This window comes from Actinocorallia longicatena (assembly GCF_039534125.1).
GTDB classification, from domain to species: domain Bacteria; phylum Actinomycetota; class Actinomycetes; order Streptosporangiales; family Streptosporangiaceae; genus Actinocorallia; species Actinocorallia longicatena.
The window spans coordinates 100,552-123,031 of the sequence record NZ_BAAAUV010000012.1 but is presented as its reverse complement, the minus strand read 5'-3'; the positions used below and the strand labels follow the sequence as shown (position 1 = coordinate 123,031).

Genomic DNA, 22,480 nt, shown 5'->3' with positions numbered 1-22,480 from the left:
CCCCAGACCGTTCCCCGAGATCAGCCTTTGTCCCCAGGGCTCGTCACCGACTCCTTCAGCTTCGCGATCGCGAACCCCCACGCGTCCGAAGCCGTCGCCTTCGGCGGCAGCGAGATCTCCTCCGGATTCGTCAGGACGTCCACCAGCACCGGCCCCGGTGTCGCCAGCGCCTTCCCGATCGCACCCGGAAGATCACGCGGATCGCTCACCCGGATCCCCGTCAGCCCCATCGCCGTCGCGACCGCTGCCAGATCCGGATTGCCCAGCACCGTCCCGAACTCCGGCAACCCACCCTGCTCCTGCTCCAGCTTCACCATGCCGAGCCGCCCGTTGTCGAACACGATCAGCTTCACCGGCAGGTCATAGGCCACCGCCGTCAGAAGATCCCCCAGCAGCATCGTCAACCCGCCGTCACCGCAGAACGCGACGACCTGCCGGCCCCGGTCGACCGCCGAGGCCCCCAGCGCCTGCGGCATCGCATTGGCCATCGACCCCAGATTGTAGGAACCGAGCATCCGGCGGTCCCCGCGCATCGTGACGAACCGCGACATCCACACCGTCGACATCCCGGTATCGGTCGTGAAGACCGCGTCATCGGCGGCGAGCTCGTCCACCACCGCCGCCAGCGCCTCCGGCCTGATCCTCGCCTCGGTGTTGTCGAACCGCGCCCGGATCTTCCCGATCATGCCCTTGTCGTGCTCGGGATCCACCAGCTTCCGCTGCCGCTCGTTCCACGAGGCATAGGCCGCACGCGCCCCGTCCAGATGCGCCCGGTCCTTCTTCGCCGCCAGCCCGCCGAGCAGCGCCCGCAGCCCGGCCGCGGCGTCCCCGACCACCCCCGCCTCCACCGGAACGCGCCGGCCGATGTTCTCCGCCCGCAGATCCAGCTGGACGACCGGAACCCCCTCCGGCAGCCACTGCGGATAGGGGAAGTCCGTACCCACCATGAGCAGCAGATCCGCCGCGTCGAACGCCTTCTTCGTCGCCGGATTACCGATCAGGCCGCTCTGGCCGATCTGGTAAGGATTGTCATGCTCCAGGCCCTCCTTGCCCTTCAACGTCAGCACCATCGGAGCGTTCAACCGCTCCGCGACCGCCAGCACCTCCGCCCGAGCCTCCCTCGCCCCCATCCCCACCAGCATCGTCACCGAACCCGCCGCATTGATCAGCTTCGCCGCCCGCTCCAGCTCCTCCTCCTGCGGCACCGGAACAGGACGACGCGTCGTCAGCCGCGCCCTCGTCCCCGCCGGAGCCTCCATCGAACCGACATCACCCGGCAGCGTCAGCACCGCCACCCCGGGCCCCGCATAAGCCGCCTGGATCGCCTGCTCCAGCAGCCGCGGCATCTGCTCCGGCGACGTGATCGTCCGGCAGAACTCCGCCACGTCACCGAACAGCGCGTCGTTGTCGACCTCCTGGAAGTAGTCCGAACCCAGCTCCGGCAGCGGCACCTGACCACAGATCGCCAGCACCGGCGTCCGCGACTTCTTCGCGTCGTACAACCCGTTCAGAAGATGGATCGCCCCCGGGCCCACCGTCCCCATGCAGACCCCGAGCACGCCCGTCAGCTGCGACTGCGCCCCCGCCGCGAACGCCGCCGCCTCCTCATGCCGCGTTCCCACCCAGCCCACGCGCTCCTCCCGCCGGATCGCGTCCGTCACCGGGTTCAGGGCGTCGCCCACGACCCCCCATACGGTGCGCACCCCCAGATCGGCGAGTGTGGCGACGATCTGCTCCGCGATGGTGGTCATGGCTCCGGCTCTGCTCGGCTGAGACGAATAACCCTGCCCATCCCCGACAAACCGCCCCCCACTCACCGCGGCCGCCGACCAGGCGAAAACCGGCACTGATCTTTACCGATAGAACACGTTATTGTTTCGCGGAAGGAAGCCGCACACCCAGTGAGGACGCACAAGAACATGTCACAACCCCACGACATCCGGCCCCGCACCACCACCCCCGACACCCACTGGGACCTCCACGCCGACGTCGTCATCGCCGGATACGGCATCGCCGGCGTCACCGCCGCCATCGAAGCCGCACGCGCCGGCGCCGACGTCCTCGTCCTCGAACGCACCAGCGGATGGGGCGGAGCCGCCACCATGGCCGGCGGCTTCATCTACCTCGGCGGCGGCACCCCCCTCCAACACGCCCTCGGCTTCGAAGACACCCCCGACAACATGGAACGCTTCATGACCGCGGCCCTCGGCCCCGGCGTCGACAAAGCCAAGATCGCCGACTACTGCGCCGGCAGCGTCGAACACTACGCATGGCTCGTCGACTGCGGCGTCCGCTTCAAAGAGGAATTCTGGGGCGAACCCGGCTGGGAACCACCCCACGACGAAGGACTCATGTACACCGGCGGCGAGGACTCCGCCCCCTTCAACGAGATCGCCGTCCCCGCACCCCGCGGCCACGTCCCCCAGATGGACGGCAAACAGATCGGCGTCCGCGGCGGCGGCTACATGCTCATGAAACCCCTCGTCGAACTCGCCGAACGACTCGGCGTCCGCGTCCAGTACGACGTCCGCTGCCGATCCCTCGCCACCGACGACACCGGCCGCGTCACCGGCATCATCGCCGCACGCTACGGCGACGAACTCACCGTCCGCGCCGACCGCGGCGTCGTCCTCGCCACCGGCAGCTTCGCCTACAACGACCGCATGGTCGAAAGACACGCGCCCCGCCTGCTCGGCCGCCCCGCCGCCGCCATCGAGGAACACGACGGCCGGGCCATCCTCATGGCCCAGGCGCTCGGCGCCGACGTCGCCCACATGGACGCCACCGAAGCCGTCATCTTCGCCGACCCCCAGATGCTCGCCCGCGGCATCCTCGTCAACGGCCGCGGCCAGCGCTACGTCCCCGAGGACACCTACGGCGGCCGCATCGCCCAGCTCACCCTCCTCCAGCAGGACGACCAGGCCTACCTGATCCTCGACGAGACCGCCTACGAGGAGGCCATGACCACCGAGACCGCCACCCCCTTCTTCCGCCGCCGCCCCAAATGGGTCGCCGAGACCGCGGAAGAGCTCGAAGCCGAGATCGGCCTGCCCGCCCACTCGCTCCGCACCACCCTCGACCTCTACAACCTCCACGCCGCCAACGGCACCGACCCCGTCCTCGGCAAGAAACCCCGCTGGCTCAGGCCCATCGGCCTCCCCGTCGCCGCCTACGACCTCCGCGGCTGCACCGCCGGCTTCACCCTCGGCGGCCTCCGCACCGACCTGCGATCCCGCGTCCTGCACCTGTCCGGCGACCCCATCCCCGGCCTCTACGCCGCAGGCCGCTGCACCTCCGGAGTCTGCGCCGGCGGCTACGCCAGCGGCACCTCACTGGGCGACGGCAGCTTCTACGGCCGCCGAGCAGGCCAAACCGCCGCCCGCCCCTGAACCACGACACTCCCGCTCGGACCCACAGGGCTTCATGCTCATGCCGTGGCGGGCTGTCGAGCGGCAGGGTCAGCGGGGGTCCAGCCGCAGGGTCGCCGAGCGGGACTGACCGGGGAGCACAGGGCGCCGTCCGAGCGCATCGATTCCAGGTCGAGTTCGTCGGCGCGGTCGATGGCGGCGGCGTTCTCTTCCAGGCGGGGTGACGCGCTTGGTGCCCGGGATGGGGACGATATCGTCGCCGCGGGTCAGCAGCCAGGCCAGGGCGACCTGGCCGGGGCTGGCTCCGGCTTCGGCGGCGACCGCTTCGACCTCTTGGACGCTGCGCGGGTTGCCGTTCCGTAACTCGCCGTCGGCGAGCTGGTCGGCGAACTCTCCACCCACAGCGAGACCTTCCGCCGGCGCTGGGCCAACCACAACTTCCGCCACCCCCGGAACCCCAGCGCCGACGGCCTCCGCCTGCTGGCCACCTGGGTCGCCACCCCACGACCCTCCGACTCGGACCGCTCTGATTGATGAGTCTTTAGTCCTTATAAGAATGAAGGTGGGGTGCCTACAACACACACCCGGGGCCTTTACGCAGTAAGGTAGTTCTAGGAGAAGCGGCCAGAGCGTCGACAAAAACCTCGCTCGCCTCGCTGGGCCGGAGCTACAGGCTTGCATGGCGATCGTCGATCTGACTCCCCCACTCTTTGGGCCATGGCCTCCTCGCTGCCCTGACCTTGGTCCGATCCGACGCCTACTCCCCCAACCTCGAAAGAGATCAGGGGCAGGAGTTCAGTTCGTTCGTGAACGCTCGGTCACCGCCGCGATCGCCCGGCAGGGCCGCGAGGTCCAGGCGCGTGTCCTGCCCGGCCACCAGCAGATCGTCGCGCAGAGCATGTTCTCAGGCCTCGACGACCTGACCCCTCCGCCGTTGTTTATCCTTTGATCTTCGCGTAAGCCTCGAACGTGCAGGAACTGGATGGTTGCGGAGTGTGATTTCTTAAGCTCCGCGGCGGAGCTTCGTGCCCTTCTTGTGGTGCGCTGGACGTGCGTAGGCTTCGCCGATGACCAGGGCCAGTCCGACGTTATGGCGTGACGCTTTGTGCTTGTTCTTGGAGCCGGGTGGTCGCCCTGGTCCTGGTCGTCCGGGCTTGGGAACACCGGTCGGGAGTGGGCACTTCTGAAGGATGAGCCAGGTCCACCGGTCGGCGGCCTGCGGGGAGCGCAGCTTGGGCCGGGTCCAGCCGAGGGTCTGCTTCAGCATCCGGAACGTATGTTCAAGATCGAATCTTCGGAGGAAGGCCTGCCAGAGACGATCGACATCGGCCTCGGCACCGGTGCCGGACCACCACAGCCAGACCGGCTTGGGGTCGCCGCCGGAGGGTAGGTGGTCGACCTGCAGCCGGATCACGGCCCCCTCGATGAGGGGCAGCTCGTCGGGGAAGTCGATCCAGGCCGCGCGGCGGGTCAGCCGGGGATGCAGCCGGTCCCACGCGGTGGCGACCGCGGTGCCGTAGCGGGTTGTCTCGGTGACCGTCGCAGCGTGCGGAACACCCCAGGTCGAGGGGTCCCCATAGACGAACTCACTGCCGTGCTTGGGGTAGCGGCCGCCGAGGGGATGGGCCAGGTCGAATTCCTCGCGGGAGGGTGCGGGACGGCGCATGACCCGGTCCGAGCGGGTCCGGGCAAGTACCTCGACGGGCAGATCGGCGAGGAGGACCGCCAGCCGGTGGACGTCGTAGCCGGCGTCGAACACGATCATGATCGGCGGATCGCCGGCCTCGTGCTGCCCGGCCTTGGCGAGCCGTTCGACCACATCGCGGACCTGCACCGCTGTCACCGCGATGACGTCGGCGCCTGGAGCCAGACGGACGGCGTCCTGCAACGCGGTCCACGACGTCCGGCCGGTCTCCAGCGCGGCAAATAACGAGTACGGCCAGCCCGGGATCATCAGATGCTGGTTCTTTCCACTGCCGTAGGTATGACAGAACGCCCGGTCAGGGCTCGTGTCGGCGTCCGGCCGCAACCACGGCGAGACGTCCACCGCCCAGTACGATCCGGCCGTTGTTCAACGCGTCATACATCGCGCCATGACCACGACGATGCTCGGGCGCCAAAGATAGGTCCACCAGCGTCTTCACCGGACCGTCGGTGCACAACACCGCCTCGGTCAGCTCGAACAACGCATCAGCTCTGGCTGTCAGGCACCGATAGAGATCGGTGCGGAAGGCCGAAAGCACATCAAGAGGGTCGACAGAAGCTGACGTGAGCAGGAAACTCATCCCCGCGAGGTCTCGGCTGTGATCACGATGTACCCACGCATGATCACGCCGGTGCCACCTGGATGTCCGGCGAGTTCCCAATTCGAGACGGAGCGCATCGTTGAGCCTGCGGTTCCCTGCTACGTGGTACGCGACTGATCTGGGCATTCATCGGCCGTGTCATGGGACCTACGAGCGCTATCCCTATGAGAGCCTGCCGCGCCTCGACGCCTCGATGTTCACGGGCTCCTTCTCATGGTTCGGCGACCCTGGCCCCGTCCTGGACGAGCAAGTCGCCGCGATGGACAGGCACAAAGGGGATCTGGCGCAGCATGGTCTCGCGCTGCCGCACGACTTCGTGGCCTTCCAGAGCCACGCCAAGCTGAGCCGCATGCTCGACGAAGTCTCGGTCACCTGCTGCTGGAGCAACCTGTCCTCGCCGATGGCCAGCCCCATCGAACCGGGCGCCTATCTTGTCCGTTTCCTGCGCGACCAACAGGACTGCGCCTTCTGGTACCTCTACCTACGGCCTTCGGCCCGGCCATTCGTCGTGCATTCCTCCGAACTCGCCTACCACCTCGACTACCTCGACCCGGACGAAGGCTTCGACTTCGACGACGAAGCCTCTCCCGAACTCGACGCCGCTGACCTGGCCACCGAGATCCACTGGTGCGCCCCGACCTTCGAACAGTTCGCCTACCGCTTCTGGATCGAAAACCGCCTCTGGCGGAAACTCCATCACGAACCCGACGCCGAGCCGAACCCCGCAGAACGTCACTACCTCAACCACTACAGCGCTCGAAAGCAGGCCCGAGGTTAAACACGGCAAGCTCACCCGCGGCTGGGCCGTTCGGATTGTGCTGCGCCCTCATCGCTGGTGTCGCTCAGGGAATGAATCATGCTCCGCAGGAGCCGGAACGCATCGGACTGCTCGGCCTCGGTCATGCCGGCCAGCATTCTGATCTCGACGTCGCGGACCGCCTTACTGGCTTTCTCGAGGCGCTGCCGGCCGCGGGACGTGAGCCGTGCGGGAAGAGCCTTCCCCACGGGCGCCGACGCGGGCCTGGTCACATAACCATCTCGCTCCAAGGCCTGGAGCAGGGTGTTCATCGACTGCCGCGTCACGAACGCGCCACGCGCCAGCTCGGAGTTCGACAGGCCCGGCCGCTGGGCCAGCAGCTCGAGGCAGGAGTAGTGCGTCACGCTCATCCCGAGGGGCCGCAGTACCTCCTCCATCGCGGTGCGCAAGGCGCTGGAGGCCTCTTTCAGCAGGTAGCCCAGCGACTTGTCGAGCTCAATACCGGCACCCTCTTCGACCATGTCAGTATTCTGACATACTATGGCCATGTCAGGAACCTGACATCATACGAAGGAGTATCACCATGCCCGTCACCGGCCCCGACTTCATCTCGCTCCAGGCACGCGACCTCGCCGCCTCACAGGCGTTCTACGAGACCTACCTCGGCCTTGTCCGCTCGCCTGCCGGGCCCCCGCACGCCGTGGTCTTCGAGACGAAGCCGATCGCGTTCGCGCTCCGCGACGTCGTTCCCGGCACCGATCTCGCATCCGTCGCCCAGCCCGGCATCGGCGCCGCCATCTGGCTCCATGCCACCGATGTCCAGGCCGTCCACGACACTCTCGTCGCCGACGGCCACACCATCGTCTCCGCACCGATCGACGGCCCCTTCGGCCGGACCTTCACCTTCGCCGACCCCGACGGCTACCACATCACTCTCCACGACCGCGCCTGAGCTTGCCCAGCCCCGTCCCCGGATCGGCGCGGGTGAAGACGTAGCGGCCCAGGAAGCCGATGCGCCTGAACGATCGGCGACAGCCTGCCGCGCATCTCCTGCGGAACCGTTCCGATGACGTCGCCGGCCGCTTGAATGACACTGTTGGTCCCAGACCGCATTCAGCCGATGCCTTTACACAGTAAGGTTACTGGTGGGACTCAGGCTCTCATCGCGGCTTGGTGTTCGGGGTCGTCGAAGCTCGCGGACTCCTGGCGGAGGCCCTCATCGAGGATCGGGTCCAGCAGGTGGCGTAGGTGCATCTGCAGGATGCGCTTGGTGGTCGTCAGGGCATGGCGGGGTTGTGCGGCGAGCCGGGTGGCGAGTGTCAGCGCCTCGGCGAGGAGCCGGTCGGCGGGGACGACGTGGTTGGCGAGGCCCAGTTCGACGGCGCGGTGAGCGTCGATGGCGTCGCCGGTGAAAAGGAACTCCTTCGCCTGGTGGAGGCCCATGAAAGAGGGCCACAGCAGGGCGCCGCCGTCGGCCGCGGTGAGGCCTATCGACACGTGCGGGTCGGCGAGGTAGGCGGTGTCGGCCAGCAGGACGATGTCGCTGAGCGCGGCGAGGGTGGCGCCCAGGCCGACCGCGGCGCCGTTGACGGCCGCGACGACCGGGAGGGGGAAGTCGAGCATCTCCCGGACGAGCCCGGCCGCCATCCGAAGATCGTGCTCGCGCAGGGCCCGGTCGGTGCGCATCCGCCGCAGGTGGTCCAGGTCGCCGCCCGCGCAGAACGCCGTGCCCGCCCCGGTCAGCACGACCGCCCGCGCCTCCTCGTCCCTGCCCAAGTGCTCCCACACCTCGACGAGGGCGTCGTGCAGGTCACCGTCGGCCGCGTTGAGGCGGCCGGGACGGTTCAGAGTGAGCAGGCGCACCGGGCCCCTGTTCTCGACGAGCAGCGCCGGTGCGAACGGGCCCGAGGTCATCCGGCGTGGTCCCCGACCTTGAGCAGCCGCATCATGTTGCCGCCCATGATCTTCGCGATGTCGTCCGCGGGCAGTCCCGCGAGGTCGTCGACGTAGGAGATGGGGTCGGCGAGGCCCTCGGGGTGCGGCCAGTCCGAGCCGAAGACCACCCGGTCGGCGCCGACGAGCCCGGCCAGCTCCTTGAAGTTCTCCTCCCAGAACGGACTGACGTAGACGCACCGCTTGAACGCCTCGATCGGGTCCTCGAGGAACTCCGCCGGCATCTTGGCGTAGGTATCGGACAGGGCGTGGAAGACGTGGGGGATCCAGTCCGCGCCGTTCTCGATCGACAGGATCCTCAGGTCGGGATTGCGCGACAGAGCGCCGTGGCAGGTCAGCGCGTAGATCGTGTCCTCGATCGGGCGCTTGCCCAGCGCGGTCAGGCGGAAGGCGGTGGGCCGGAAGGGGGTGAACTCCCCCGACGGCTCCCATGCCGACAGGAACTCGTTGTAGCCGCTGTCGGAGGCGTGCATCGACACGGGGATCCCGGCCTGCACGCAGGCGTCCCAGAACGGGTCGAACTCCGGCAGGCCGAACGACCGCGAGCCTCGGTAGCCCGGGACCGGCGCCGGCCGCACCAGGACGGTGCGGGCGCCGCGCTCCAGGCACCACTCGAGCTCCTCCAGGGCCCGGTCGACGATGGGGAGGGTGATGACCGGGGTGGCGAAGATGCGGCCCTCGTAGTCGAACGACCAGGTCTCGTGCATCCACTGGTTGAGGGCGTGAATGACGTCGTGGATGAGGTCGGGATCGTCCTTCATCCGCTCCTCGACGAGGCTGGCCAGGGTCGGGAACATCAGCGAGTAGTCCAGGCCCAGGTCGTCCATGACCTTGAGACGGGCGGCGGGCTCGCGGAAGGCCGGGATCGACTTCATCGGGTCGCCCATGATCTCCCGGTAGGTCTTGCCCTCGGGGTTGCCGTTGCGGAAGTAGTCCTCCTGGGCCCCCGGACGGGCGACGACGTCGAACGTCGGGTTGGGGATGTAGTCGCTGATGTGCCCCCGTACGACGATCTTCGTGCGGCCCTTGACCTCGATGTAGTCGATGGCGCCCTTGGCCCGGTCGGGCAGGAACTTGGTCAGCGCCTCCCGCGACTCGTACAGGTGGTTGTCGGCGTCGAACACCGGGAAGGCGAGCTCACGAGACGGCATGTCACTTCTCCTCGGGATTGGGTAATGATCTGACCCGTAGCGGTAATGACATTACCAGCCTGCTCGTTCGAGCGGAAGTCTTTTTATTCGCGAAGGGCCCGGATACGCTGCCTGCGGCTTCGACACCAGAAACGAAAGGGCCGATCATGGCACTCGAACTGGCACATCTTCTCGACCACATCGCCCCCAAAAACGCAGGTGAGAGCCGCTTCATAGGCAACAACCTCCCGCTCGAATACAACCGTGTATTCGGCGGTCAGATTCTCGCGCAGAGCATCATGGCCCTGTCCGCCATCAGCGATGGAAAAGAGCTGAAGTCCTTTACGCAGCACTTTCCGCGGGAGGGCGATGTGGCCCTTCCGATGGAATACGAGACGACCGTCCACCAGGCCGGGCGGACCTTCGCCTCCGCCGGGGTCCGCGCCACCCAGGCGGGCCGGCTCGTCAGCCTCACCAGTGCCTCGCTCCACCGTCCCGAACCCGGCATCGAGCGCTCGGACCCCGCGCCCGACGCCGGTGCGCCCCTCGACGCGACCCGCGTCGACCTGCCGATGATCCCCTGGGAGATCCGCGTGGCCGGCGGCACCGACATCAGCGCCCGCGACGTGCGCCCCGCCCGCTACCGCTTCTGGACGCGCGTCCCGGAGACCGCCTCCCTTCCCGAGAACCCCTGGCTCCACCAGGCCCTGCTGGCCCATGCCACGGACCTCACCGTCATCGGCACGGCGCTGCTGCCGGTCGAGGGCCTGTCCCAGGACGACACCGGCACCGCCTTCCACTCGGCGGTGACCTCGCACTCCATGTGGTTCCACCAGAGGTTCCGGATCGACGACTGGCTGCTCGTCGACCAATCGGCGCCGGTCATGTCCGCGGGACGGGCCTTCGGCGGCGGCCATGTCTGGACCGCCGACGGGCGGCTCGTGGCGTCCTTCGCCCAGGAGTCCATGGTCAGGCCGATCACCGGCTGAGAGCGGACCGGGCGGCCTGGCGCACCGCCCGGCCGCCCGCCTCAGCCGCGCCGGGCGATCTCCGACTTCATCCCGTCCAGACCGACCAGGACGGGCAGCCCGCTGACCGTGACGGCGTTGCCGTGGCCGAGCTGGTGGATGTCGAAGACCGCCTGCACGGCGGTCGTGAAGCCCTGGACGTCGAGGGTCTGGTTGACCGCGCGCTTGGCCATCCGCAGCGCGAAGGCGTCCTTGGCCGCGATGCCCAGGGCCAGCTCCCGGACCTCCGCGTCCAGGTCGCCGACCGGGACGACCCGGTTCACCATGCCGATCCGCAGCGCCTCGTCGGCCTTGATCGAACGTCCGGTGAAGAGGATCTCCTTGGCCAGCCGGGGGCCGAGCTCCCAGGTGTGGCCGTGGTACTCCACTCCCCCGATCCCCATGGCCACGACCGGATCGGAGAACTTCGCGTCGTCCGCGGCCACGATCAGGTCGCACGGCCAGGCCAGCAGCAGCCCGCCCGCGATGCAGGCGCCCTGCACCGCCGCGATCGACGGCTTCGGCACGTTCCGCCAGCGCAGCGAGTACCCCAGGTACTGCTCGGCCTCGGTCGCGTAGATCTCGTTCACCGTGAACGTGCGGGGCGCCAGCGGATCCCCGGTCCTGAGGTCGTGGCCCGAGGAGAAGTGCTTGCCGTTGCCGCGCAGCACGATCACCTTGACCCCGGGATCGGCCGCCGCCCGCTGCCACAGGCCGTCCAGGGCGTGCAGCAGATCGGGGTTCTGGGCGTTGGCGACCTCCGGGCGGTTCAGGCTGATCGTGGCGATGCCGTCCGCGACGTCGTACAGCACCAGATCCTTGTCGGTGTTGCTCACAGCTCCTCCTGTCACAGGCCGAGCAGGTCGGCGAGATGGGTTCGGTGCCGCCCGCAGTCCCCGAACAGCAGCTCGGAGGTCTTGGCGCGCTTGAGGTAGTAGTGCGTGGGGTGCTCCCAGGTGAAGCCGATCCCGCCGTGCACCTGGAGGCTGCACTCGACGGCCTCGGTGCACATCCGCGAGCACCAGCCCTTGGCGATGCTGGCGAGGATCTCCAGCTCGGGATCGTCCTCGTCGAGGGCCTCGGCCGCGCCACGGGCGGCGGCACGGCCGGACTCGACGTCGAGGAGGACCTCGGCGAGCTGGTGCTTGACGCTCTGGAAGGAGCCGATCGGCCGGCCGAACTGCGTGCGGACCTTCGCGTAGGCGACGGCGGCCTCGAGCGCGGCCTCGGCCGCTCCGACCTGTTCGCAGGCGAGCAGGGCCGCGGCCGCGCAGCGGAGCCGACGGGCGCCGCCGGTCCCGGTCAGCGGCAGGGCCTCCGCCCCGTCGAAGGACACGTCGGCGAGCCTGCGGGTCGGATCGAGCACCGGCCCCGGGACGACCGTGACGCCCGCCGCCCCGGTCTCCAGGAAGTACAGCTCGCCGGAGTCCGCCTCCACGACCAGGACGTCGGCGCCCGCGGCACCGACGACATGCCGGACCTCGCCGGTCAGGGCGCCGTCCGACCAGCGGACCCCGAGGTCCGCCCGGCCGCGCACCGGGGGAAGGCCGGGGGCGACCGCGCCCAGGCGTGCGCCCGAGGCCAGGTCCCCGGCGAGCTTCTCGTCGACGGTCTCGGCGTGCGTCACCGCGTCGAGGGCGAGCACGGTCTGCAGGAGCGGCCCCGCGTACAGGGCGCGGCCGCACTCCTCGAAGACGACGGCCAGCTCGCGGAAGCCCGCACCGGATCCGCCGAATCGTTCCGGAGCGCCGAGCCCGGCGAGCCCCAGCCCACCGGAGAGCAGCGTCCACAGCCCGGGATCGAAGCCCTCGGGACGGTCCTCGGCGTCGGCGGGACCGCCGCCCCGCTCGGTGAGCACGGCCCGGACGGACTCGCGCAGCGTCTTCAGGTCGTCGTCGGTGCTGTCGGCCATCTCAGGGCTCCTTCGGCAGGCCGAGGACCCGCTCGGCCAGGATGTTCTTGATCACCTCGGTGGTCCCCCCGGCGATCGTGCTGCACCGGGCCCGCAGATAGGCCTGGGCCGGGCTCGTCGGCTCGGGATCCAGTCCGTCGAGCCCGGCCAGCCCGAGCGCGGTCGCGGGCAGGGACTGGCTGAGCCTGCTCCAGGCGAGCTTGATCAGCGACTGCTCCGGTCCCGGCGCCCCGCCCGCCTCGGCCAGCGCCAGGCTGTTCTCGCCCATCATCGCCAGGACCCTCGCCTGCGTGTAGCGGGTGGCGACCTCGTCCCTGCCGCGGTGGTCGAGCGCGGCGGGCCCGCCCCTGCGGTGCCGGGCGACCAGCCCCGCGGCCTCGCTCTCCAGCAGGGAGGCGACCGTGATCACCCCGGCGCGTTCGTGGGCGAGGGTCGTCATGGTGACGGTCCAGCCCGCGTTCTCCGGCCCGATCAGGCAGGACACCGGCACCCGGACGTCGTGGAAGAACATCTCCGCGAAGTCGGCCTCGCCGGTGATCTGCACGACCGGGCGCCGTTCGATCCCGGGCAGGTCGAGCGGGACGGCCAGCGCGGAGATGCCCTTGTGCCGGGGAACCGTGCCGTCGGTGCGGACCAGGAGCTGGCAGTGGCTGGCCTCCATCCCCTGGGACGTCCACACCTTCTGGCCGTTCAGCACGTAGAAGTCGCCGTCCCGGACGGCCGCCATGCGCAGGCCGGCCAGGTCGGAGCCCGCCTCGGGCTCGCTGAACCCCTGGCACCACAGCTCGGAGCCGTCGAGGATGCGCGGCAGCGACGCCTTCTGACCGGGCGTCCCCCACGCCATGAGCGTCGGCCCGACGTTGCTCACCCCGAGCACTCCGGCGATGCCGGGCGCTCCGCGTTCGGCGAGCAGGAGGTCGCAGGCCACCCGGTCGGCGACGCCCAGGCCGCGGCCCCCGTACTCGGCGGGCCAGTGGGGCGCGGCCCAGCCGGCGGCCGCGAGCCGGTGCTGCCAGTCGAGCCGGGCGGCGTGCGACCTGTCGCTCCCCCGGTCCCGCTCGAACTGCGCGAGGGCCTGGTCGAGGAAGCGCGACAGTTCCTGGGCGGGCGGTGAGGCGGCGATCCGCCGTGCGGCCGAGGTCTTCGTCATGTCGACGGCGCCTCGATGACCAGGGCGGCGCCCATGCCGCCGCCGGCGCACAGGGAGGCGACTCCCCTCCCTCCGCCGCGCCGTCGCAGCTCGTGGACCAGGCTCACGACCATCCTCGCGCCGGTGGCGGCGATGGGGTGGCCGAGGCTGCAGCCGCTGCCGACCGGGTTGACGTCGGCGGGGTCGAGCTTGAGCAGCTTGGCCGCCGCCGCGGCGACGGACGCGAACGCCTCGTTGATCTCGAACACGTCGACGTCCGCGACCGACAGGCCCAGGCGGTCGAGCGCCTCGGGGATCGCCCGGACGGGCGCCAGCCCCGTCACCCGGGGATCGACGGCCACGGTCGACCAGCCGCGCACGAACGCCAGCGGCGCCAGCCCCTGTGCCTCCGCCCGTTCGGCGGACATGAGGACGACCGCCGCGGCGCCGTCGTTGACGCCGGCGGAGTTGCCCGGGGTGATGGCGAACCCGTCGATCTCGGGGTGCAGGGGACGCAGCGAGGCCAGCTTCTCCAGGCTGGTGGAGCGGCGCGGATGCTCGTCGACGTCGAAGACCGCGTGGCTGCCGTCCCCGCGGACCACGTTCAGCGGGACGATCTCGTCGCGGAACCAGCCGAGGTCTCCGGCGTTCACCGCCCGCACATGGGAGGTGTAGGCCCAGCCGTCCAGCTCCTCCCGGGACAGGCCGGCCTCGACGGCGGCGTTCCAGCCGACCGTGATGCTCATGTCGTCGTTCGGGGCACCGTGGCGGCTCTCGTGGGACGGCGGGATCCAGCCGTCGGACCACTCGCCCGTCCCCGGGGTGCGGAACGCCGAGCGCGGCGCGGTCGAGGTCGAGTGCGCCCCTCCCGCGACGATCACCTCCTGTGCTCCGGAGGCGATGCTCGCGGCGGCGACCGCGACGGCGCTGAGCCCCGACGCGCAGTGCCGGTTGACGGCCAGGCCTGGGACCTGATCGAGCCCGGCGGCCAGGGCGGCGTGACGGGCGATGTCGCCGCCGCCGTACATCGACTCGCCGAGGACGACGTCGTCGACGCCGCCGGGGCCGAGCCCGGTCCGGTTCAGCGACTCGACGATGATCGCGCGGGCGAGGTCGAAGGCGGTGGTCTCGGTCAGGCTCCCCTTGAACGAGGTGCCGATCGCAGTGCGGCAGGCGGACACCAGGACGGCGTCGGACATGCGTGCTCCCATGGACGTGGGGGGTCAGGTGGGTCGGGGCAGCCCGAGGGCGTGCTGGGCGATGATGTCCCGCTGGATCTCGCTGGTTCCGGCGTAGATCGTGGTTCCCTTGGCGTGCCGGACGGCGTACTCGAACCCGCCGTCGCGCAAAGCGGTCGGCTCGTCTCTCGACCGGAGGGCGTCGGGCCCGGTCAGCTCGAGCACCGCGGCGGCCTGGCGTTCCAGGCGCTCGGTGCTGAACAGCTTCGCCATCGAGCCCTTGCCGCGCACCTCGAGCCCCTCGGAGCCGAGCCACGCGCCGCGCCGCTGGAGGAGGAGCGAGACCTCGATCTCGGTGCGGATTCTGCCGATCCGCTCGGTCACCGCGGGATCCTCGATCCGGTGGCGGCCGTCCGGGCCGGTGGTCTCCTGAGCCCAGGCGAGGAGGTCTGTGAGCAGCCGCTGCTGTTCGCCGACGAACCCGCCGGAGTGCTCGCGGGCCAGGGCGGCGCCCATCACCTTCCAGCCGCCGTCGACCTCGCCGATGCGCAGGTCGTCGCCGACGCGCACGTCGTTGTAGAAGGTGATGTTGGTGCGTTCCCCCGACAGGGTCCGGACCGCCTGGATCTCCACGCCCGGCTGGTTCATCGGCACGAGGAAGGTCGTCAGGCCGCGGTGCTTGGGTGCCTCGGGGTCGGTGCGGGCCAGCAGGAAGACGTAGTCGGCGATGTGGGCGTTGGTGGTGAACATCTTCGAGCCGGTGATCGTCCAGCCGTCGCCGTCCCGGACGGCCCTGGTGGCCGCGGCGGCCGCGTCGGAGCCGTTCTCCGGCTCGGTGAAACCGAGCGCGATCACGATCTCGGCGGCCAGGGCGCGCGGGATGATCAGTTCCTTCAGCCCGGGCTCGCCCAGCAGGGCGATGACCTGGGCCACCATCATCGTCGTGCCGATGCCGTAGGTCGGGGCGTTACGGCGCTGGAGTTCCTCGTTGTGGGCGAGGAGCTCCAGCGGGGATCGCCCCTGGCCGCCCAGCTCGATCGGCCAGCCGAGGGCGAGCCAGCCGCGCTCGCTGACGGCCTTGGAGAAACGGGGATGGTGGTTGACGCCGCTGCGGTGGCACTCCTGGAGGAGCTCCTCGGTCAGCACCTCGTCGAGGAAGGCGCGGGTCTCCGCCCGCAGGCGTTCGCTGCGCTCGCCCAGGCCGAAGTCCATCAGGGCGCCCCGTCCGCGCGGCCGGTGACGGCGCGGAAGCTCGCCGCGGGTTCCTCCAGCACGGCCGCCCAGCCGCGGGCGCGGCGGAAGTACAGCTGGATCGGGTACTCGAGCATGAAGCCGTAACCTCCGTGGAAGTGCAGCGCGTCGTAGGTGACGTCGCGTGCGGTGTCGGCGGCGAAGCCGAGCGCCATCGCGGCGAGCTCGGCGAACCTGCCGGGGTCGGCGTCGGCGGCCCAGGCCGCCTCGCGGGCGAGCAGCTCCAGGCCGTCGACCTCGCAGGCCCGGTCGGCCAGGCGGTGGGCGACCGACTGGAACGCCCCGACCGGCTGGCCGAACGCCCTGCGCTCCTTCACGTAGGCGACGCCGATCTCCAGCGCGGCAGAGGCCAGGCCGGACAGCGCGGCGGCGGTGAGCACCCGCCACTCGTCGAGCGCGTGCCGGAACAGCCCGACGGCCTCCGGCCCCTCGAGGACGACCGGGTCGCCGTCGCTGAGGGCCACGTCGGCCAGCGGCAGCGACGCAAGGTTCCTGACCAGCTCCGCCCGGCCCGCGAGCGGGACCAGCAGGAGGCGGTCGCCGTCCAGCACGAGCGCCTGGTCGGCGACCGCGCCCGCCGGGACGAGCCCGGCCGTTCCCCCCGACGGGGGCCGGACGGCGATCGTGACCAGGCTCTCTCCGGCGAGCACGGCCTCCAGCGCCGCCTCCGGGCACGCTCCGGGAAGCCGCGCGAGCAGCCGGGCCGCGACCTGCGCCTCGACGAGCGGCGCCGGGGCCAGGCACCGGCCGTGCCGCTCGGCGACCAGCGCCAGGTCCAGCAGGGAGGCCGCACCGCCCTCGTCCTCGGCGGACACCGCCATGTCGACCGCGCCGGTCTCCACCAGCCGGTTCCAGAGCGAGGGCTGGTGTCCGATCGGCTCGGCCGCACGCACCGTCTCCGGTGTCACCAGATCGCCGTACAGGTCGGAGAAAGCCTCCGTCAGCTGCTGCTGATCTCCACTCGGTCTCAGGTCCACGGGACAGATCCTGACAGAGGATCCATTGACTGACAATAGCCTTACCCGACTAGGGTAAGGCAATTACCAATCGAGTGTGGAGGCATGCGGTGCGGATCGACGGCAACAGTGTGATCGTGACCGGCGGAGCGGGCGGTCTGGGCGAGGCGACGGTGCGGCGGCTGCACTCCGGGGGCGCCCACGTGGTGGTCGCCGACGTGGCCGACGAGCGCTCGGCCGCGCTCGTCAAGGAACTCGGCGAGCGGGCCCGCCATGTCCACACCGACGCGTCGTCGTCCGAGGACGTGCTCGCGGCGATCGCCGCCGCCCAGGACATGGGGCCGCTGCGGGCCGTGGTGACCGCCCACGCCGGCCCCGCGATCGGCGGGCGCCTCGTCGGCAAGGACGGATCACCCCTGGAGCTCGACGGCTTCCGGACGACCCTGGAGTCCTACCTGACCAGCACCTACAACGTGATGCGCCTGGCGGCCGCGGCCATGGCGGCCTCCGAGCCGGAGGGCGACAGCGGCCGGGGCGTCATCATCACCACCGCGAGCATCGCCGCGTTCGAGGGCCAGATCGGCCAGCTCCCCTACGCCGCGGCCAAGGGCGGCGTCACCGCCATGACCCTGGTCGCCGCCCGCGACCTGGCCGTGCGCGCCATCCGGGTCCTGACCATCGCGCCGGGCACCTTCTTCACCCCCGCCTTCGGCATGACCGAGGAGGAGGCGACCACCAGGTTCGGCGCCGCGATCCCCCACCCCCCGCGCATGGGACGCCCCGCGGAGTACGCCCGCCTCGTCGAGTCGATGATCGACAACGACTACCTCAACGGCGAGACCGTCCGCCTCGACGCCGCCCTCCGCTTCCCGCCGAAGTAGGCGCCGGCCCCGGCCGGGAACCTACCGGCCGGGGTCCGCGGGCGCGCCGACGAGGCCGCCCACGCAGAACTCCAGGAGATGGTCGCTGACCAGGACTCCGCCGGCGAACTCGGCGCCCAGGGCGTGCATGCTGGCGGCGCCCATGACCGTCTGCAGCGTGACGATCGTCAGGATCTCGGGATCGAGGTCGCCGCGGTACACGCCGTTGGCGACGCCGCGCAGCACCAGGTCACGGATCAGCTGCTGCAACGGGGTCAGGACCCGTGCGAAGTCGGCCGGACGGGTCTCGGCGAGCTGGAGGTTGTAGATGACCAGCGCCCTGTTCAGCCCGGTGCCGATGTCCTCTCCCGGCTTGCCGTAGAGCTTCTCCAGCAGGACGCGGAGCCGGGTGCGGTCGTCATCGATCAGCTCGATCTCGGCCCGCCAGGCCTCGGTGCTCTCCATGATGATCTCTTCGAACAGGGCGAGGAGCAGATCGTCCTTGCTGCCGAAGTGCTGGTAGAGGGCGCGAAGCGAGGTCTTGGCGCGTTCGACCAGCTCCTGGGCGGTGAAGTCGGCGCGGCCGGTCTCACTCAGCAGTTCCGTGGCCGACTTCAGCAGCAGCCGTGACCGCGTCTCGGCCTTCGCCCTGGCCGCACGCAGCGACCGTTCGACCGAGCGCTCCCGCCAGGTCCCCGTCTCCGCCGTCACGTCGTCGCCGTCCACCGAACCGCCGTTCACGTCGTGCCTCCGTTGCCCGCGGCCCGTGGAAACGCGTCCACGGCCATTGCGGAATGGGTTTCCGCACCGTCGGGAAGTGTACTCCGAAACTGCGATAAGGACGTTACCGCTGGATTGCGCCGTCGCGTGTCCGCACCATCTCCGACCTGTTGACCTTGGTGGCGGCCGTCCGGGGGATCCGGTCGATCAGTTCGACGGTCTTGGGGACCTTGTAGGCGGCCAGCCGCTCCCTGGCGAAGGCGACGACCTCGGCCTCGGTGATCGCGGCCGGGCCCGGCGCCGGTTCGACGACCGCGTGGACGCGTCTGCCCCACCGCTCGTCGGCCAGCCCGATGACGACCACGTCGGCGATGCCGGGATGCTCGATGAGGGCGCTCTCGACCTCGGCGGGGAACACGTTGGCCCCACCCGTGATGATCATGTCGACCCGACGGTCGGCGATGTAGAGGAAGCCGTCCTCGTCGAGGTGGCCGATGTCGCCGCCCGAGCCGTAACCGTCCTCGGTGACGGGCAGCATCGCGGCGCCGCCCCGGTAGCTGTAGCTGCCGGTCATCGGCGACCGCAGGTAGACGTCCCCCAGTTCTCCGGTGGGCACGTCCTCAAGGCCGGCGTCGAGGATCCTGATCTCGGTGCCGCGGAACCCGCGGCCGACGCTGCCGGGATGCTCCAGCCACTCATCGCCGCGCAGGGCGGTCAGCCCCAGGTTCTCCGTCATGCCGTAGGCCATGACGATCCGCTCGGGCGAGAGCAGCCCGAACCAGGTGCGCAGCAGCGCTGGCGGCATGACCGCCGCGCCCTGGAGGATCCACCGGACACCCGACAGGTCCCGCTTCTCCGCGCCCTCGACGGCCGCGACGCGCTGGAGCATCGCGGGCGTCGCGGTGAAGGTCGTGATCCCGTGCCGTTCGATCACGTCGAGGACCAGCACCGCGTCGAACCGCGCCAGCACCACCAGCCGGTCCCCGCCGAGGAGGGAGTTCAGGGTCGCGAACCCGTTGGTGTGGTACATCGGCCCCGGAACCAGGACGACCTGCGGACGGGCGACCGGCTCCCAGTGTTCGAGGAACGGCCTGGACAGCTCGGGCGACCACACCGCGGGACGCTCGTTGATGATCACTTTCGGGGTGCCGGTGGCTCCGCTGCTGCAGATGCCGCTGTGCTGCGGCGGCACCCGGTCCTCGACCGGGCCGCTCTCCTGGGCGCCGGCGAGCGCCCGGAACTCCGCCAGCCGGCCCGCGTCGATGACGACGGCGGCGTCGATCGCGGCGAGGACCCGTTCCCGCTCCCAGCCGGGCAGGTCCCACCGGACCGGGACGGGCACCGCCCCCGCCTTCCAGGCGCCGAGCGCGGCGAGGACGAGGTCCACCGAGTTGGGCACCGCCAGCGCGATCCGGTCGCCGACGCACGTTCCACTGGCATCGAACGCCCGGCACCACCGGTTGGCCGCCTCGTCCAGCTCCCGCCAGGTCAGGCTCTGGAAGCCGCCGCCGTGGTCCACGACGACCAGGGAGCAGGCGTCCGGGTCCTCCTCGGCGAGCCGCCGCAGGCGTGCGCCGAACGACGGCTCCGCCGCCGCGCTCATGCCCGCGCCTTCGGCGGGATGACGGTCCGGGCGGCCAGCGGGCCCTCGGCGGCCGCGCGCATCGAGATCCGGGGGACGACCACCCGCGGATCGAGCGCGTCGAGGAACCCCACGACGCCCGCGACGTCCTCGGGCTGGATGGCGTGCATCTCGAACGCGACGTCCTGGAGCATCGGCGTCTCGACGGGCGCGGGGATCAGCACGTTGACGTTGATCCCGTCGCGCTCCAGCTCGGCGGCGAGCGACTCGGCGAAGGCGTTCATCCCGGCCTTGGACGCCGAGTAGGCCGACCGGCCCTTCATCCCGCTCTCGCTGGACGAGGAGGAGATCAGCACGATCCGCCCGCCCGCCCGCATCTTCGGCAGCACCCCCTGGACGGTCACGAGGGTCGAGCGCAGGTTCGCCCGGATCACGGCGTCGAAGTCCTCGAGCCGCTCCTTGCGCACGAAGGTCCCGGCCAGTGTCCCGGCGGCGTGCACCAGCAGGTCCACCCGTTCGACGGCCTCGACGACCCGGGCGAATCCGCCGGGATCGGCCGCGTCGGCGGCGACCCACCGGGCCCCGATCCTTTTCGCGGCGGCGCGCAGCGGACCCTCGGTCCTCGCGGTCAGGACCACGTCGTAGCCGCAGGCCACGAGCACCTCGGCGCAGGCGAGGCCGATGCCGCCGCTCCCCCCGGTGACGACGGCCGTCCGGGAAGGTTCTTCCAGCTCAGCAGGGTTCACGTTCTTCTCGTTTCGGTGGGACGGGCAGCAGGGAGGGCAGGCCGGTGCGGACGACCTTGCCCATGGCGTTGCGCGGCAGCGCGGCGACGGTCGCCCATCGCTCGGGCACCTTGTAGCGGGCGAGCTGGGTGGAGCAGACGCCGCGCAGCTCCTCCAGGGAGGTGGCCGCCGGGTCCAGTTCGACCAGGCAGCCGACGCGCTCGCCGAGCCGGTCGTCGGGGACGCCGAACACGACGGCGCCGGTGACCCCCGGCTGGGCGAGCAGGATCCGTTCGATCTCGGCCGGGTAGACGTTGGCGCCGCCCCGGACGATGACGAGCTTGCGGCGGTCGACGACCCGGAGCCAGCCGTCGTCGTCGACGGAGCCCAGATCACCGGTCCGCAGCGGGCCCGGCGGCCAGGGTTCGACGGCGCCGCCGCTCCAGACGCCCAGCGGCGGCCGCCAGCGCCCGGCCCAGGGACCGTCCGGCCGCGCGGAGACGCACAGTTCCCCCACCCGGCCGGGCGGCAGGGCCTCCCCCGCGTCGTCGAGGGCCCGGACGAGCAGATGACCGAGGACGAGGCCGCTGGCCGGGGCGGCGTGCCGGTCGCCGACCGGATCGATCGCCACGACCGTCGGGGCCTCGGTCAGCCCGTAGGTGGTCCGCGGGACGAGCCCGTAAGCGTCGGCGAAGGCCGTACGGACCTCCTCGGGGCAGTCGGCGCCGCCGCTCCACACCTCGCGCAGGCAGGCGAGCCCGGGAAGCCTCCTGCGGGCCAGATCCCTGAGCTGGGCGGCGACCCCGTTCCAGTGGGTCACGCCGTGGTCGCCGATCCACTCCGCGACGCCTTCGGCGTCCCTGCGGTCCATGAGCACGCACACGCCGCCGGCGCGGGCCGTCAGCAGGGTGGTGAGGACCATCATGTTGAGGATCGTCAGCGGCAGGCAGTCGCCCTTGCGCAGCTCCGGACCCCAGCCTCGGGTGGTGACCAGGACCTCGCCGGGCAGCAGGAGGTTGTGCTGGCTGTGCACGATACCGCGGGGCAGCCCGGTCGTCCCGCTGGTGTAGGCGATGGCGGCGGGGGCGTGCACGTCGACGTCCACGGCGGGGGGCCGCCCGGCGGCCGCTACCAGGGAGCGCCACAGCGGCAGGGCGACGGCCCGCCACCGGTCGCCGAGCTCGGCCGCGACGCCGGGAAGGGCGATGACGATCGAGGGGGCGCCGTCCTCCAGCAGCCGCCGCTTCTCCGGGACGGCCAGCGCCTCGCCGACGCCCGTCCAGATCGCGCCGAGCCGCATCGCCCCGTGGAAGGCGATGACGATGTCCAGATCGTTCGGCAGGCACACCGCGACCCGGTCTCCCGGGCCGACGCCCAGTTCGGAGAACGCGGCCGCGGCCCGGTCGGCGGCGGCGTCCAGCTCGGCGTAGGTGAGCTCACCCGACCTGCCGACGACCGCGACGGCACCCGGCCGCTCGGACAGGGCGCGGTCCAGGACACCGGCGATACCGGGCCGTCCGGTGCCTGTGACGGTGGCGTCAGCCTCGGAGCCGGTCAGGGACACGGCGCCTCCTCTTCTCTCGTCGGGGATGAGATCTTGGCCATATGGAGCCCGACGCCCATGTCAGGCACCGCTATCCTTGGTG

Annotated in this window: 20 protein-coding genes and 1 pseudogene; 5 read left to right on the top strand and 16 right to left on the bottom strand. The window is 70.8% G+C overall.

Annotation, left to right across the window (positions count from 1 at the left end):
- Positions 1-20: 20 nt before the first annotated feature.
- Positions 21-1,847, bottom strand: coding sequence for a thiamine pyrophosphate-dependent enzyme (locus tag ABD785_RS23610; protein WP_344832036.1), 1,827 nt, complete (start codon positions 1,845-1,847; stop codon positions 21-23).
- Between the two features lie 72 nt (positions 1,848-1,919).
- Between ABD785_RS23610 and ABD785_RS23605 the strand changes: the two genes are divergently transcribed.
- Complete coding sequence (locus tag ABD785_RS23605; protein WP_344832033.1) at positions 1,920-3,389, top strand: FAD-dependent oxidoreductase; 1,470 nt, start codon at positions 1,920-1,922, stop codon at positions 3,387-3,389.
- 69 nt (positions 3,390-3,458) lie between these two features.
- Here the strand turns inward: ABD785_RS23605 and ABD785_RS23600 are convergent, their stop codons facing one another.
- Both ABD785_RS23600 and ABD785_RS23595 read right to left on the bottom strand, forming a co-directional pair.
- Positions 3,459-3,770: a hypothetical protein gene (locus ABD785_RS23600; protein ID WP_344832030.1), complete on the bottom strand. Its 312-nt coding sequence runs from the start codon at positions 3,768-3,770 to the stop codon at positions 3,459-3,461.
- A gap of 601 nt (positions 3,771-4,371) precedes the next feature.
- Positions 4,372-5,653: pseudogene (locus ABD785_RS23595) on the bottom strand (transposase).
- A 100-nt stretch (positions 5,654-5,753) separates the two neighbouring features.
- On the opposite strand from ABD785_RS23595, the gene ABD785_RS23590 reads away from it, so the two are divergent.
- The gene (locus tag ABD785_RS23590) at positions 5,754-6,452 is read left to right on the top strand and encodes a hypothetical protein (RefSeq protein ID WP_344832027.1); all 699 of its coding nucleotides are present in this window, start codon (positions 5,754-5,756) and stop codon (positions 6,450-6,452) included.
- 11 nt (positions 6,453-6,463) lie between these two features.
- Here the strand turns inward: ABD785_RS23590 and ABD785_RS23585 are convergent, their stop codons facing one another.
- Positions 6,464-6,952, bottom strand: a complete 489-nt coding sequence (locus ABD785_RS23585; protein ID WP_344832024.1) for a MarR family winged helix-turn-helix transcriptional regulator — start codon at positions 6,950-6,952, stop codon at positions 6,464-6,466.
- A gap of 62 nt (positions 6,953-7,014) precedes the next feature.
- Between ABD785_RS23585 and ABD785_RS23580 the strand changes: the two genes are divergently transcribed.
- A complete protein-coding gene (locus tag ABD785_RS23580; protein ID WP_344832021.1) occupies positions 7,015-7,383 on the top strand; it encodes a VOC family protein in 369 nt (122 codons plus the stop codon).
- Between the two features lie 200 nt (positions 7,384-7,583).
- Here the strand turns inward: ABD785_RS23580 and ABD785_RS23575 are convergent, their stop codons facing one another.
- Both ABD785_RS23575 and ABD785_RS23570 read right to left on the bottom strand, forming a co-directional pair.
- Positions 7,584-8,345: an enoyl-CoA hydratase/isomerase family protein gene (locus ABD785_RS23575; protein WP_344832019.1), complete on the bottom strand. Its 762-nt coding sequence runs from the start codon at positions 8,343-8,345 to the stop codon at positions 7,584-7,586.
- A complete protein-coding gene (locus tag ABD785_RS23570; RefSeq protein WP_344832017.1) occupies positions 8,342-9,535 on the bottom strand; it encodes an amidohydrolase family protein in 1,194 nt (397 codons plus the stop codon). Before ABD785_RS23570 ends, ABD785_RS23575 begins: the two co-directional genes overlap by 4 nt.
- A 146-nt stretch (positions 9,536-9,681) precedes the next feature.
- Between ABD785_RS23570 and ABD785_RS23565 the strand changes: the two genes are divergently transcribed.
- Positions 9,682-10,503 (top strand): acyl-CoA thioesterase, encoded by an 822-nt coding sequence (locus ABD785_RS23565; protein ID WP_344832015.1) that lies wholly within the window; start codon positions 9,682-9,684, stop codon positions 10,501-10,503.
- Positions 10,504-10,544: 41 nt separating this feature from the next.
- Here the strand turns inward: ABD785_RS23565 and ABD785_RS23560 are convergent, their stop codons facing one another.
- From ABD785_RS23560 to ABD785_RS23535, 6 genes are read right to left on the bottom strand one after another with little or no spacing between them, the layout of a single operon-like run.
- Positions 10,545-11,357 carry an enoyl-CoA hydratase gene (locus ABD785_RS23560; protein ID WP_344832011.1) on the bottom strand — a complete coding sequence of 271 codons (813 nt, stop codon included), beginning with the start codon at positions 11,355-11,357 and terminating at the stop codon, positions 10,545-10,547.
- Positions 11,358-11,368: 11 nt separating this feature from the next.
- Positions 11,369-12,433 carry an acyl-CoA dehydrogenase family protein gene (locus tag ABD785_RS23555; RefSeq protein WP_344832008.1) on the bottom strand — a complete coding sequence of 355 codons (1,065 nt, stop codon included), beginning with the start codon at positions 12,431-12,433 and terminating at the stop codon, positions 11,369-11,371.
- Between the two features lies 1 nt (position 12,434).
- The gene (locus ABD785_RS23550; RefSeq protein ID WP_344832005.1) at positions 12,435-13,583 is read right to left on the bottom strand and encodes an acyl-CoA dehydrogenase family protein; all 1,149 of its coding nucleotides are present in this window, start codon (positions 13,581-13,583) and stop codon (positions 12,435-12,437) included.
- Positions 13,580-14,761: a thiolase family protein gene (locus tag ABD785_RS23545; RefSeq protein ID WP_344832002.1), complete on the bottom strand. Its 1,182-nt coding sequence runs from the start codon at positions 14,759-14,761 to the stop codon at positions 13,580-13,582. Before ABD785_RS23545 ends, ABD785_RS23550 begins: the two co-directional genes overlap by 4 nt.
- A 24-nt stretch (positions 14,762-14,785) precedes the next feature.
- On the bottom strand, positions 14,786-15,952 hold the full coding sequence (locus ABD785_RS23540) for an acyl-CoA dehydrogenase family protein (protein ID WP_344831999.1): 1,167 nt from the start codon (positions 15,950-15,952) through the stop codon (positions 14,786-14,788).
- Positions 15,952-16,968, bottom strand: coding sequence for an acyl-CoA dehydrogenase family protein (locus tag ABD785_RS23535; RefSeq protein ID WP_344831994.1), 1,017 nt, complete (start codon positions 16,966-16,968; stop codon positions 15,952-15,954). The genes ABD785_RS23540 and ABD785_RS23535 overlap by 1 nt, the downstream gene beginning before the upstream one ends.
- 89 nt (positions 16,969-17,057) lie before the next feature.
- On the opposite strand from ABD785_RS23535, the gene ABD785_RS23530 reads away from it, so the two are divergent.
- Positions 17,058-17,828, top strand: a complete 771-nt coding sequence (locus ABD785_RS23530; RefSeq protein ID WP_344831989.1) for an SDR family NAD(P)-dependent oxidoreductase — start codon at positions 17,058-17,060, stop codon at positions 17,826-17,828.
- Between the two features lie 21 nt (positions 17,829-17,849).
- Here the strand turns inward: ABD785_RS23530 and ABD785_RS23525 are convergent, their stop codons facing one another.
- The 4 genes from ABD785_RS23525 to ABD785_RS23510 all read right to left on the bottom strand — a co-directional run bounded on the left by ABD785_RS23525 (position 17,850) and on the right by ABD785_RS23510 (position 22,398).
- Positions 17,850-18,548 (bottom strand): TetR/AcrR family transcriptional regulator, encoded by a 699-nt coding sequence (locus ABD785_RS23525; RefSeq protein ID WP_344831986.1) that lies wholly within the window; start codon positions 18,546-18,548, stop codon positions 17,850-17,852.
- A 103-nt stretch (positions 18,549-18,651) separates the two neighbouring features.
- A complete protein-coding gene (locus ABD785_RS23520) occupies positions 18,652-20,130 on the bottom strand; it encodes a class I adenylate-forming enzyme family protein (protein WP_344831983.1) in 1,479 nt (492 codons plus the stop codon).
- A complete protein-coding gene (locus ABD785_RS23515; protein ID WP_344831981.1) occupies positions 20,127-20,855 on the bottom strand; it encodes an SDR family NAD(P)-dependent oxidoreductase in 729 nt (242 codons plus the stop codon). The genes ABD785_RS23520 and ABD785_RS23515 overlap by 4 nt, the downstream gene beginning before the upstream one ends.
- The gene (locus tag ABD785_RS23510) at positions 20,842-22,398 is read right to left on the bottom strand and encodes a class I adenylate-forming enzyme family protein (protein WP_344831978.1); all 1,557 of its coding nucleotides are present in this window, start codon (positions 22,396-22,398) and stop codon (positions 20,842-20,844) included. The genes ABD785_RS23515 and ABD785_RS23510 overlap by 14 nt, the downstream gene beginning before the upstream one ends.
- Between the last annotated feature and the right edge of the window lie 82 nt (positions 22,399-22,480).